The organism is Methylobacterium pseudosasicola, from assembly GCF_900114535.1.
Classification (GTDB): Bacteria; Pseudomonadota; Alphaproteobacteria; order Rhizobiales; family Beijerinckiaceae; genus Methylobacterium; species Methylobacterium pseudosasicola.
Map to the genome: position 1 here is coordinate 24,373 of NZ_FOTK01000034.1, position 11,976 is coordinate 36,348.

10 protein-coding genes and 1 pseudogene are annotated in these 11,976 nt (G+C 65.5%); 5 read left to right on the forward strand and 6 right to left on the reverse strand.

Annotated elements, in window-relative coordinates:
• Positions 1-436: 436 nt before the first annotated feature.
• Entirely contained in the window at positions 437-1,318 is an 882-nt protein-coding gene (locus BM228_RS25115) for a hypothetical protein (protein WP_244537303.1), read from the forward strand.
• Positions 1,319-1,635: 317 nt separating this feature from the next.
• Here the strand turns inward: BM228_RS25115 and BM228_RS25120 are convergent, their stop codons facing one another.
• The 5 genes from BM228_RS25120 to BM228_RS25140 are packed head-to-tail and all read right to left on the reverse strand — an operon-like array spanning position 1,636 to position 7,578.
• On the reverse strand, positions 1,636-3,099 hold the full coding sequence (locus BM228_RS25120; RefSeq protein WP_092044871.1) for an MmgE/PrpD family protein: 1,464 nt from the start codon (positions 3,097-3,099) through the stop codon (positions 1,636-1,638).
• Positions 3,100-3,113: 14 nt separating this feature from the next.
• Positions 3,114-4,043 carry an amidohydrolase family protein gene (locus tag BM228_RS25125; RefSeq protein WP_092044873.1) on the reverse strand — a complete coding sequence of 310 codons (930 nt, stop codon included), beginning with the start codon at positions 4,041-4,043 and terminating at the stop codon, positions 3,114-3,116.
• Positions 4,044-4,096: 53 nt separating this feature from the next.
• On the reverse strand, positions 4,097-5,332 hold the full coding sequence (locus BM228_RS25130) for a CaiB/BaiF CoA transferase family protein (RefSeq protein WP_342030182.1): 1,236 nt from the start codon (positions 5,330-5,332) through the stop codon (positions 4,097-4,099).
• A gap of 2 nt (positions 5,333-5,334) precedes the next feature.
• Positions 5,335-6,192 carry an HpcH/HpaI aldolase/citrate lyase family protein gene (locus BM228_RS25135; protein WP_092044913.1) on the reverse strand — a complete coding sequence of 286 codons (858 nt, stop codon included), beginning with the start codon at positions 6,190-6,192 and terminating at the stop codon, positions 5,335-5,337.
• An 18-nt stretch (positions 6,193-6,210) separates the two neighbouring features.
• Positions 6,211-7,578, reverse strand: coding sequence for a 2-hydroxycarboxylate transporter family protein (locus BM228_RS25140; RefSeq protein WP_244537304.1), 1,368 nt, complete (start codon positions 7,576-7,578; stop codon positions 6,211-6,213).
• A gap of 180 nt (positions 7,579-7,758) precedes the next feature.
• On the opposite strand from BM228_RS25140, the gene BM228_RS25145 reads away from it, so the two are divergent.
• On the forward strand, positions 7,759-8,685 hold the full coding sequence (locus BM228_RS25145; RefSeq protein ID WP_092044878.1) for a LysR family transcriptional regulator: 927 nt from the start codon (positions 7,759-7,761) through the stop codon (positions 8,683-8,685).
• 183 nt (positions 8,686-8,868) lie between these two features.
• On the opposite strand, the gene BM228_RS25150 is transcribed toward BM228_RS25145, so the two are convergent.
• Positions 8,869-9,474, reverse strand: coding sequence for an SOUL family heme-binding protein (locus BM228_RS25150; protein ID WP_092044879.1), 606 nt, complete (start codon positions 9,472-9,474; stop codon positions 8,869-8,871).
• Positions 9,475-9,635: 161 nt separating this feature from the next.
• On the opposite strand from BM228_RS25150, the gene BM228_RS25155 reads away from it, so the two are divergent.
• From BM228_RS25155 to BM228_RS25160, 3 genes and pseudogenes are all read left to right on the forward strand, one after another.
• Positions 9,636-10,271, forward strand: coding sequence for an NAD(P)-dependent oxidoreductase (locus BM228_RS25155; protein WP_092044881.1), 636 nt, complete (start codon positions 9,636-9,638; stop codon positions 10,269-10,271).
• Between the two features lie 226 nt (positions 10,272-10,497).
• Positions 10,498-10,614: pseudogene (locus BM228_RS35915) on the forward strand (hypothetical protein); the annotation flags it as partial.
• A 79-nt stretch (positions 10,615-10,693) separates the two neighbouring features.
• Positions 10,694-11,803 (forward strand): carotenoid oxygenase family protein, encoded by a 1,110-nt coding sequence (locus BM228_RS25160; protein WP_280142355.1) that lies wholly within the window; start codon positions 10,694-10,696, stop codon positions 11,801-11,803.
• Positions 11,804-11,976: the final 173 nt, after the last annotated feature.

Consider the following 11,976-nt stretch of genomic DNA (forward strand, 5'->3'; position numbering starts at 1 on the left):
GGTTCATAGTTTGTTCTAGAGCGGCTTCGCATGCAACTGGCGCGAAAGGGTGCGAAGGACCGCGGCTGATGCTGAACGCGAGTTGCTGCCCGAGGGCATGGGCGGTGAAGCCGCGAGTCTGCAGCCTCCACCGCCACAGCGGTCGCGAGATCTTTGCGTGAAGGATCGCATGCAAGACGGGGAGAACGCATCATGGTTGCCCGACGGCCTTGCTTTCGGGGAACGTGCGGACGGCGGTCTCGTCCACATCTCCGAAGTTCGCTCCGGTCTGGCGTGCGGCTGTCGTTGCCCGAGTTGTGGAAGACCTCTGGTTGCCCGCAAAGGTGACTTGGTACGACACCACTTCGGGCATCACGGCGTGGCCGGAGAGCGTCCCTGTCGCGGCGGCCCCGAGACGGCCCTACATCGGTTCGCCAAGGAGCTGCTCGCCTCCAGGTTGGCGCTCGCCCTCCCTCCCCTGCTCCGTGACGGTGAGCGCAAACCCCTTCACCGGGGCGGGGTCTACCGATTTGACGCGGCGGTCTTGGAACATCGGCTCGGTGCCATCGTGCCGGACGTGATCGTGCGGCGAGCGAACCGTGATCTGATGGTCGAATTTCGAGTCATGCATGCCAGTGGCCCCGACAAGGTTGCCGGGATCGCGAATCTCGGTCTTGCCGCAATCGAGATTGACCTCTCAGGTCTGGCTCTCAACGTTCCGCGACGGGAGCTGGAAGACGCGATCCTTCTTCACGCCCCGCGGGAGTGGCTGCATAATCCGAAGCTGAAGGTCTCGGCTGCGATGGAGACAGACATCGCAGCGCGCCCGACTCGACCACCGGGGCGGCTCACAACAACCCTGGAACGAGACTACGCCACCGGCTGCCGAGAAGCGCGCACGATGCGCGTCCGGGGTTTGGCTCCTGCCCGGATCCGGGCTGACGGTCTGCCGCAAGCTATCGGGCTGGAAGTTGCAGGTTTTGGCTGCTTCACCGTCTCGCCCCAGGACTGGCAGGCCTTGATCCTCATGACTGCGCTCGATCGTGCGCTTTTGGGCACTTCCTGCGCGGTGGACGTGAAAGTAGCTCTGCGTCAGGTGAGAGAACGGGAATGGCTGCGTGGACGGTTCTGTCGTCTCTCGACCGGTGAAGAGGCAGCCTTGCACGCCTCCTTGCCCTCGTTCGCTCCACCGGGTGCGGCCATTACAGCGTGGGCCATGGAGCTGTCTCGGCAAGGGGTTCTGATGCCGAGTAGCGCGCGTGGGCAGTGGATGATCCGACGCGAAACGCTGCAGTTGGTTAGCGACGCTCGCCGGTCCAGAACGGCGTCAGTGCAGTGATTGCCACGCTTTTGGTGAGCCGACGTTGCGCTTCACGCACCATCATTGCTCCGCATCGGAGCGCATTCTCACAAGATATCACTCAACACTATCGTACGAAGGCACGCTAACCACACGAGATCGGGTCTAACGTTGCTTTTCCACTTTGAGGGAGCGCCCGTCGGAGAATTGGACGGGGCGTTGTCAGCGAGGATCTATCAGTCGTGTTTCTCCCTTTGTAGCTCCGCAATCGGCTCAACCCCCCGGTTCGAAACCGACATGCTGTCAAGCTCCGCCTCGAGCGTTGAGCGTGGGCGCGGCGAGACATGGTCCAAAGCTCAGGCTAGTAGTGCGAGGAGGTCGGTGAGGTCGCGCCGCTCGTCGATCACCCAGAAAGCGTCAAGGGCGCGGCGGATCTTGGGCTCATCCAGGCATTTGCCTGCATTCATAAAGAACTTGCGCTCCACGTCATCGCGGGTCATCGGCCGCGCTACGAAGCCAGGCACGTCATCGACCTGCCTGACGATCTCGCGTCCGTCTGCGAGGGTCGCGGTGATGCGGTTCGGCACTGCTCTCGGCTGCAGGGCCGTGAGGGTGGGATCCTCCACAACGGTGATGCAGTCGATGAGCGCGCGCAGCGCCGGGTCGCTGAGCTTGTCGGGGGCGTAGCTGTCGTTAGTGATAGCACCGTCGAGCATCGCCCGAGCCGTGATGTAGGGCAGACTGTGGTCGGCGGTGTCCTTCGTGCGGGGGCGCCACTTCTCGGGGTCCCGGCCCGCGGTGACGTAACCAAGATGCGTGGTGTCGATGCGCAGAGCGCGGATCGACGCGATCCCGCCGGCTTCCGCGGCGACGGCGATCCCAGCTGGGATCGCCGTGAGGCAGTAGACCTGCGCCGGGTAGGGCTTGATCCCGCATTGGGTGATCTTGAAGGACCGGCCCGGTCCACCGAAGGCCGTGGCGTCGAGCGTGAACGGGCCGGAGACCTGCGCGAAGAACCCGGCGCGTCCCTCGAAGATCGGAGCCGGCCCAGTGAGGCCGGCGCGGGCGAGCTTTGCCGCGAACACCCCTGCGCGGGCCGCCTCGGCATCGGCCACGCCCTTCCAGTCCGAGAGCGTTTGGACCCGCGTCTGATTCATGGCGATGTGGCCGTTGATCGCGAGGTTGACGGCCTGGGTCAGAACTTCGGGGGAGAGGCGCATCAGGCGGCCGGCGGCGAGCGCTGCGGCGGGCAGGCTGTAGACCGGATGATCCCAGCCCCGGCCCGTGACCTCGGCGGCATCGAGAAGCCGGCAATCGATCTCGTAGGCGAGGACGATCGCAGTGACGAGGTCGCGACCCGTGGCGCCTTCGGCTTCGGCCACCGCGAGGCAGGCGGCGATGCCGTCGCTGGGGTGGCCAGGCTCGCGCCCGACATAGACGTCGTTGAAGTCCTCGTAGCGGATCGCGACCCCGTTGGCGAAGGCGGCCAGCTCCGGGCTGGTGCGTCGGTCGGTGCCAAGGACGGTGGCGGAGCCGGCTCCATCGGTGAGGGCGATCTCCCGACAGATTCGCACCGGTCCGGCATTAAGGGCCGCGAGCCCACACCCGAGGGCGTCGATGAGATGGACCTTCGCCGCCTCAACGGTGGCGGGGTCGATGTCTTCGAAACGCAGGCCATGCGCGTAGGCCGCGAGCCGGTCGGCCAGGGGGAGCTCCCTGTCGGGGACCGCCCTCGCCGGTCGGCATACCAGGGCGGAGGCGGTCCCCCCGGCGAGCCACGTCGCGACCTGCCGGCGCGAAGGCACGGTCGAAGTCCGCATGGGTCCCCCTCCCATCAACTGAAGCCGTAGAGCTTGGCCGGATTGTCGACCAAGATCCTGTCTCTTGTGGTCTCGCTGCCAGCCCAGTCGGTCAGGAGATCGAACAGGACGGCATCGTCGGGCTTGTGCTTCTCTGTCACGTGCGGCCAGTCGCTGCCCCAGACGAGCCGCTCGGGGGCGAGCGCCGCGAAGGCCTTGGCGGTGCGCGTCGCGTCCGGGTAGTCGGGTGGACCGGCCTCGGTGTTCAGGTAGGCCCCGGCGAGCTTCAGCCAGGTCCGCCCCTTCTCGATCAGACCGGCTATCGTGGCGAAGGCGGGATCGTCGGGGCCCTTGCCGGGGTCGAGGCGGCCCATGTGGTCGAACACGATCGGACAGGGTAACCGATTCAGGAGCGCTGCGTTCTCGCGGATCTGGTCCCCGGACATGTGTAGCTGCACGTGCCAGCCCAGGTCGGCGATGCGCTTGGCCAGGGGCTCGATCGTCGTAATAGGGGCCACGGTGTCGTTCGGGTTCCAGACGCTGAAGCGCAGGCCGCGGACGTAGCCGGTATCGAGGCGCCTGAGCTCGGCGTCGGTCACGTCCGGGCGCAGGACCGCGATGCCGCGCCCATTTCCGTCGAAGCGCTGGAGCGCGTCGAGGAGGCAGGTCGGGTCCGTGCCGTGGTTCTTTGGCTGCACCGGCACGGCGCGGGTTGTGCCCAGGCGTGCCTGGAGCAGGCGATAATCGTCGAAGGTCATGCCCGGGGGCTTGACCGTCTCCGGGGGTGGGAAACGCCCGTCGATGATGTGAAAGTGGCAGTCGCAGGCATTCGCCGGTGCCCGCGACTGAGGTCGCTCTGTCCCGGCCGAGTTGGGGGCCGCCCCGCCGGCCGCGAGCGCCCGATCGGCCGCCACAAGGCCGGCGGCGGCCGCGGCGACGAACCTTCGGCGTGTCAGCATGGGCATCCTCGTCTTCCCTGTCGATTTGTCATGAGCCCAGCCGACAGCGGGCGGGTTCGTCACGAAGCGTCGCCGCCGCAGACCACGCCTGCCGCAACCAGCCCGTCGAAGGCCGTGCCGGCGATGCCAATCCCGGCGAGCAGCTCCTTGTTGTGCTCGCCGAGCTTCGGTGCGGGCGTGCGGATCGAGCCCGGCCGCTCGTCGAGACGCGGCACGACGGCGTGCATGGGGATCAGGCCCATATCCGGATCGGGATAGTCAGCGACCAGTTCGCGCTCGACCACGTGCGGGTCGGCGACGAGTTTGGCCGCATCGTTGATCGGGCCGATCGTGACCTCGGCAGCCTCGAAGAAGGCGACGTTCTCGTCCTGGGTCCGCTGTCCGATGAAAGCGCCGATGATCGCGTCGAGCTCGTCCACATGGTGCAGGCGATCGGCGTTGGTGCGGAAGCGCGGGTCGTCCACGAGGTCGGGGCGACCGATCGCCCGGAACAGGCGCTCGGCCATTTTCTGTATCGAGCCGGACAAGCCGACATAAAGCCCGTCGCTGCACCGATAGGCGTTGCGCGGCGCAGAATTCGTGGAGCGCGAGCCGGTGCGTGGTCTCACCTTGCTGGTGAGCCGGTAATTCGCCGCCTGGGGGCTGAGGATGGCGAAGAGCGGGTCGAGTAGTGGCAGGTCGATCACCTGACCTCGGCCGCCATTCACCTCCACCTCCCGCAGGGCAATCATGGCCGCCGAGGCTCCGGTGAGCCCAGCGACACCGTCCGCGAGGTACATCGGCGGCAGAACCGGCTCGCGGTCTTCGAAGCCGTTCATCGCGGCGAAGCCGGAGAACCCCTCGATCACCGTGCCGAAGCCCGGCCTCTGCGCGTAGGGCCCGTCCTGCCCCCAGCCCGAGATGCGGATGATCGTCAGCCCGGAGTTGAGTTCGTGTAGCGTGGTGGGCGACAGGCCCATCTTCTCCAGCACCCCTGGCCGGAAGCTCTCAACCAGCATCTGGCACGAAGGGACGAGGGTGCGGATCACCTCGATCGCCCGGGGATCACGCAGGGACAAGCAGAGGCTCTTCTTGTTGCGGGCGTAAATCTTCCAATGGGTCTCGACGCCCTCCGTCTTCCAGGCGCGCAGGGTGTCGCCCTCTGGCGGCTCGACCTTGATCACCTCGGCCCCGAAATCGCCGAGCATCTGGGTCAGCACGTTACCCGCGAACAGGCGCGAGAGGTCGAGAATGCGTACGCCATCGAGGATTCCTCTGGCCTCGGGGCGGTAGTCGCGCCGATGGAGTTCGCTCATCGTCATCGAGTTCCCGTACCGGCGTGGAGTTCGGCCAGGGCCATGACGGCGCGGGCTCGGGCGAGGAAAGGTGGGTCGATCATCCGCCCCTCGACGAGGATCGCCCCGAGCCCCCGCGTCTCCGCCTCGGCGGCGGCGGCGAGGATGCGGCGCGACCACCTCACCTCGTCGGGGCTCGGCAGGAAGGCGGCGTTGGCAAGGTTGACTTGGCTCGGGTGGATGCAGGTCTTTCCCGCGAATCCATGCCGGCGAGCAGCCTCACATTCGGCGCGAAAGGCCTCCGGCTCCTTCACCGCGGCGAAGGCGCCGTCGTACGCCGGTAGGCCGGCTTCTGCTGCAGCGAGCCGCACCGCGACGCGGATTTGGCCGAGGGCGGCTTCGTCGACCCGATCAATACCGCAGGGCTCCAGCAAGTCCGCGTAGCCAACCTGCAGCCCGGCGACGCGGGGATGGGCGCAGGCGAGGTCCGCCGCCCGCCGCAAGGCCCTCGGGGTCTCGATGTTTACGAGGAGGCGAATATGGCCCGTCGCGTCTAGACGTTCGAGGCGGGAGGCCGCCTCGACAACGGCTGTGGGCTCCTCCACCATCGGCAGGTTTATGAGGTCCGTGCGCGGCAGCGCCACCGCCTCCAGATCGGCCGCGAAAAGCTCCGTACCCAGGGCGTTGACCCGCACCACTACGACCTTACCGGCACAGGGCGACGGCTCCCGCAGGTAGGCCGCCAGCGTCTCCCGCGCCTCAGCCTTGCGGGCAGCTGGCACGGCGTCCTCCAGGTCGAATGAGAGGGCGTCGGCGGGGCCGGCAGCGGCCTTGGCGAACAGGTCGGGGCGGGAGGCCGGGACGAACAGCTTTGAGCGCATCAGCACGGCGCGTCTCCCTCAGAGGACCTTGAAATGGGCCATCGCGACGATGGCGCCGGTCACGGTCAGCGCCCCGCCGATCCGGGTCGCGACCTGTGCGAAGGGCATCAACTCCATCCGCTCGGCCGCGGTCAGGATCATCACGTCCCCCGTGACGCCGAGCCCGCTGTGGCAGGCGTTCACGATCGCGGTCTCGATCGGGTACATCGCGAGCCAGCGTCCGACGACGTAGCCGGTGCCGGTCAGCGCCAGGACGGTGGCCGTGATGGTGACGAGGTTGGCTGGGTGGAAAGCCTCCACCAGCTCGTGCCAGGGGGTGAGCGCCACCGCGGTGCTGAACAGCAGTGGGTAGGTCACCGCCACCACGAAGAAGCGGAAGACCACGCGGGCGCCCTCCTCCAGCGAGGCGGGCACCGACCGCAACAGCTTGGCGATCACCACGAGGAACAGCATTGCCACCGGCGCCGGCAGCCCGATGAGCGCGTGGATCAGTGTGCCGAAGACGTAGATGGCGATACCCGTGATGCCGCCGGCCGCCACCGTCGCCACATCGATCTCGGAGGTATTGCGGTGGATGGCGCTGTGGTCGGCCTCCGTCCCCGCATCCGCGGCCGGCTGAAGCCTGCCGTTGCCGGTGAGGTCGGGGCGGCGTCTGCCAAGGGTGTTGAGGGCGCCGCAGCAGATGATCGCGACGAGGTTGCCGAAGAACACCAGCGGCAGGATCTGCCCCAGCATCCCGCCGTGGTCGACGCCCAGGGCCTCGGCATAGCCGACCGAGAGAGGGATCGCTCCCTCGCCGACGCCCCCGGCCATCACCGGCACCACGACGTAGAGGATCGAGCGCCAGAAGCCGATGCCCACGATCCAGCCGACGCCGCCGCCCACGATGAGGCCGGCGACCGAGCCCAGCGCCAGCGGCACGAAGATCTTGGCAAAACCCTGGATCAGCACCCGGCGGTCCATGCTCAGGATCGAGCCGACGACCACGGCGGTGATGAACAGGTAGATGAAGTTCGTGGACTTCGTGAAGGTCGTCACCGCCTGAACGAGCGGCGCCGGCAGCAGCTGATGGGCGACGAGGAACGAGGGCAGGAAGATTGTCACCAGGGACGACCCGCCGATCGCCCGCAGCAGCGGGATGCGCCGGCCGATCTCGGCGCAGGTGAAGCCTCCCGCGACGACGACCGCGATCATCACCGTGACCTCGCCTGAGATTTTCCCCCTGGCGGAGAAGGCGGCGATGAGGGCTAGTAGCAGGACGTAGATGGGTAGTGGGATGATGCCGACCCGCGCCTCCATAGCGCGGGTCCAGAAAGTCGTCGGAGATGCCGCCGGGCGATCGGCTGCGGTCGCGCCCGGTGTGTCGGCGACGGCGTTCGCACTCATCGTTTCCTCCGCACCGCCCGGTTCATCCGGGACTGCGTTCTGCGTCGGCCCACCGGCGATGTAGGCCCCGGCCCGGATAGCGTCCGAGCCGGGCAGCCGTGCAACGGCCACAACCTTCTTGTCCCTCTCGGTTGAACACGAGTAAAATGAATTGATCGCATCAATTCATGATTTTTCAGTATGAAACTTCCGGTCGACGGCGTTCAGGCCTTCGTGCAGATCGCGGAGCTCGGCAGTTATCGCAGGGCGGCGGAGACTCTCGGGCTGACCCAGACGGCGCTCACCCGCCGAATTCAGAAGCTGGAGAGTTTCCTCGGCCTGACGCTCCTCGACCGCACCACGCGGACGGTGCGCCTCAGCCCGGTCGGTGGCGAGTTCTTACCGCTGGCGACCCGGCTCATTGCCGATTTCACGCACGGTGTCGAACGCCTGCGCACCACGTCGCGGCTGGCGGTTGGCGACGTCACGGTGGCGACAGTCCAGTCGATTGCATTCCGGCGCATGCCATCGGTCTTACGTGCCTACGCAGGCGCCTATCCGAGGAATCGCGTGCAGATCCTCGAACGATCTGGGGCTCTCGTCACGGAAGCGGTGCGCAAGGGAGAGGCGGATTTCGGGATTCACATCCATCAGAAGTCCAATACCGACCTCGTCGAGGACCAACTGGTCAGCGACCCGTTCGTCCTGATCTGCGATCGCGGTCATTCCCTCGCCGACCAAAGCGAAGTTCGGTGGGCCGAACTAGGAGCTACCGACCTCATCACGCTCGGTGGCGCCAGCGGCAACCGGCTCCAGGTCGAAGCACAACTCACAGCAGCAGCCCTACCGCCTCGCGGCCGGTTCGTAGTCGAAAGCACGCCGACCGCGATTGCCCTCGTGTCGGCGGGGGTCGGGGCCGCGATCCTGCCTGCCGCCCTGAAGGGCGCGACGCAGCGTGACGATCTGGTCGAGATCATGTTGATCGAACCCGAGATCTACCGCACAATCAGCCTCGTGCGTCGTCGCAATGTTTCTCTTACGCCAGCTGCAGCGACCCTCTATGACATGCTCAAAATTGAACTATCGGCCAGTTCCAACTCAATCAAAGATCTAGGTGGTGCCGCTTGAAGCCGCTCATAGAATTCCTGAACGATCATTACAATTATCAATTGGCTATTCTCGCCAAAATATGAATTATTGACGCTATATTTCTGCAAAGTAAATACATAATATGTGTTAGTTGCACTGAAAAAATTCAATTAATGCTGATCTTAGTTTCATGCTATTCATCCATACCTTAATGGCCGGTTCTCAGTCGGTCCTCAATCGAACGGCAACTTCGTTTCGCCGTAAGAACGGGATCGAGAGCGGCGGGTCATAGCCCATGAAAATGATTGGACCGTCGGCCTTCATGGAAGTCGCCGCGAGTACATCGTCTAGAATTCGCTCATGTCGCGCCCTGGCTTCAGGTGTGGCACTGCCCGAGAAGCCAAGCGCCGCCATTCGCTCGACCGGAACGAGAATCACCCGCACGCCTGTTTCCGTTGGCTCGGGCGCACCTGCCGCTGCAATCTTACGGGGCAGGAAGAAGCGCATCGTGCCCGTGGCGCTTTGCTCGACCGGCGCTGTCATCGCGATCCGCCGGCCTTCGACTTCCACGGGCACCGTCATTGCAAGGTGGTCCCCAGCCCGGTTCGCGCCGGTAATGTAGCGAAACAGGCGCCCGAACGCCTCGCCGTCTCCCTGCGCAAGGGCGTCGGTCTCAATGGCCACGCGTTCATCGTAGGCTCGGATCTCGACGCCGCGGTCGAGGCGCTCGACCACCGAGAAGCGCGGCTGCTCGTAGAGTGCCCGGATCCCAAAGACACCGACGACCGCCTCGATCGAGGTGACGGCGTAGTAGAGAAATTTGTCCATGACGAAAGTCCGGTCGCTTACGATCGCGAGCTAAGGGTCGGTGACCAAGACCGTTCCCACATTCACGCCACTCAGGACCGACAGGGCACGGTCAAGGCACCACATAGCGTGGCGCCCCATCATGCGGTCCTGTCGGACACCGCGGTGATGAGGAACCACGCATGGCACACGTTCTCGTCTTAGGCGCCAGCCAGGGCATCGGCTTAGAGACCACGAAGGCGGCTCTGGCGGCCGGCCACCGTGTGCGCGCCTTTGCGCGGTCCGCAGCTGGCATCGGTCTGGCTGATCGAAGTTTAGAGCGGTTCACGGGCGACGCGCTCAATGCGGGCGATGTCGCCGCCGCCCTCAATGGGGTCGATGTCGTGGTCCAGGCGCTGGGTGTGCCAGCCAGGGATCTCATCGGGCCGGTGCACTTATTCTCGGACGCGACCAACCTTCTCGTGCCCGCCATGGAGACCGCCGGGGTTAGGCGGTTAATCGCTGTCACCGGCTTCGGAGCGGGAGACAGCCGGGATGCGATCGGATTTCTCCAGCGACTGCCATTCCGTCTGGTGTTCGGGCGCGCCTACGACGACAAGGACGCGCAAGAGATGCGCATCCGCAGGAGCGGCCTCGACTGGACGCTCGTCAGGCCAGGCGTCCTAACGCCCGGCGCAGCGACAGGGCGCTACAAGGTCCTCACGGAACCCTCGTCTTGGCGAAACGGTCTGATCTCACGGGCGGACGTGGCAGGCTACATCGTCGCCCAGATCGACCGCCCGTCTCAGGAACGGAAGGCCGTCGTTCTGATCAGGTAGGCAGGAGATCGCCCGCACGCGCGCTATCCGTATCATCGGTATCGAGACACCCTCGATATGAGGGCATTCCCATCCATCACGCCCCAGGGGATTGCTTCTGATGCCAAATCCCATTCGATCCGCCGCTCGCGCCGTCCTCGAAAGCGGCGTCGAACTGGTGGCTGCCTGCAACCGGGCGCGACTGCCGAAGACCCCGAACCCCTTCGTGATCGGCATCCACGAGCCGATGCGGGAGGAACTGACGCAACAGAGCCTGGCCGTAATCGGGGCGATCCCGACCCAGCTTGACGGTCGGTACCTGAAGATGGGCGCGAACCCTGCGCGGCCCGTCTCTGCCGGTCACAACTGGTTTCTCGGCGACGGCATGGTGCACGGTCTCGCCATCAAGGACGGCAAGGCCTTGTGGGTACCGCAACCGGTGGATCGGCTCACGCACGGCCGCGGCCGCCCTCGGTCGGCCGGCCGCTCCCGGACCGCGGCGAGGCCGCAACGACACCGTCAATACCAACGTCGTCGATATCGGGGGCCGCGCGTTCGCCATCGTCGAGGCAGGCAGCTTCCCCGTCGAACTATCCGAGACCCTGGAGGCGCAACGCTACAATCCGTTCGACGGGACGCTCACCAGATCGTTCACCGGGCATCCGCACCGCGACCCGATCACCGGAGAGACGCACGCGATCGCCTATGACGGACGTGTCTGGGACGCCGTCCGTCATGTCGTCGTCTCGGCAACCGGCAGGGTGGTCCGCGACGTGCCGATCCCAGTGGAACACGGTCCTTGTATCCACGACTGCGCTCTCACGGCCCGCTTCGTGATCGTACTCGACCTCCCCGTCACATTCTCGATGCGGGCCGTACTCGCCGGCCACCGCTTTCCATTTCGCTGGAACCGATCTCACCGCGCGCGGGTCGGTCTGCTTCCACGGCAAGGGCGCGCTACGGACGTCGTGTGGTGCGAGGTCGAGCCGTGCTTCGTCTTTCATGTCGCCAACGCCTTCGACGATAGGGACGGGTGCGTGGTCCTGGACGTGATCGCCTACCCGACGATGTTTGCCTCAGCGAACGGTGAGCTCGATACGCTGGGCCGGTTTGAGCGCTGGACGCTGGACCCCTCCACCCGGAGCGTCGAGCGTCGCGTGATCGACCAGGCAGCGCAGGAATTTCCCCGTATCGATGAGCAGCGCTTCGGGCAGAGCTATCGGTATGCCTACACGGTCTCCGTACCCGCAGACGGCAACCCGCAGCTTGCCGGCGCTACGAAGCTCTACAAACATGATCTTGAGAGGGGCGAGCGCCGCGTGCACGAGTTCGGCGATCATCACGTCCCGGGCGAGTTCGTGTTCGTTCGTGCCGACGGTGGCACGCATGAGGATGAGGGCTGGCTGATGGGGCTGGTGATCGATACAGCGAACGAGACGACAGACTTCGCCATCCTCGATGCTCGCGCGTTCGAGGCACCCCCCGTGGCGACGATCCGGCTGGGGCACCGGATCCCGCCAGGATTTCATGGAAACTGGTTTCCATCGCGTTAAACCGAAAGGTCTGCTCATCTGCGATGCTCAGTAAGATTGAGCAACCGTGCAAGCCAGCGCCAATGCGTGACAGCCAGACGACGCCGGCGGGTATTGAATGACTGCGTCCGCTTTCGTGATTGAAACTATGTTCCTTCCCAATCGGCGCAGGCGCAGAGCGAACAGTTGAACAG

Excerpts from the sequence above, each read along its gene's own strand:
- BM228_RS25125 (WP_092044873.1), bottom strand. The coding sequence starts at position 4,043 with ATGCCCATGCTGACACGCCGAAGGTTCGTCGCCGCGGCCGCCGCCGGC.
- BM228_RS25135 (WP_092044913.1), bottom strand. The coding sequence starts at position 6,192 with ATGCGCTCAAAGCTGTTCGTCCCGGCCTCCCGCCCCGACCTGTTCGCC.
- BM228_RS25130 (WP_342030182.1), bottom strand. The coding sequence starts at position 5,332 with ATGAGCGAACTCCATCGGCGCGACTACCGCCCCGAGGCCAGAGGAATC.
- BM228_RS25150 (WP_092044879.1), bottom strand. The coding sequence starts at position 9,474 with ATGGACAAATTTCTCTACTACGCCGTCACCTCGATCGAGGCGGTCGTC.
- BM228_RS25155 (WP_092044881.1), top strand. The coding sequence starts at position 9,636 with ATGGCACACGTTCTCGTCTTAGGCGCCAGCCAGGGCATCGGCTTAGAG.
- BM228_RS25120 (WP_092044871.1), bottom strand. The coding sequence starts at position 3,099 with ATGCGGACTTCGACCGTGCCTTCGCGCCGGCAGGTCGCGACGTGGCTC.
- BM228_RS25140 (WP_244537304.1), bottom strand. The coding sequence starts at position 7,578 with ATGAGTGCGAACGCCGTCGCCGACACACCGGGCGCGACCGCAGCCGAT.
- BM228_RS25145 (WP_092044878.1), top strand. The coding sequence starts at position 7,759 with ATGAAACTTCCGGTCGACGGCGTTCAGGCCTTCGTGCAGATCGCGGAG.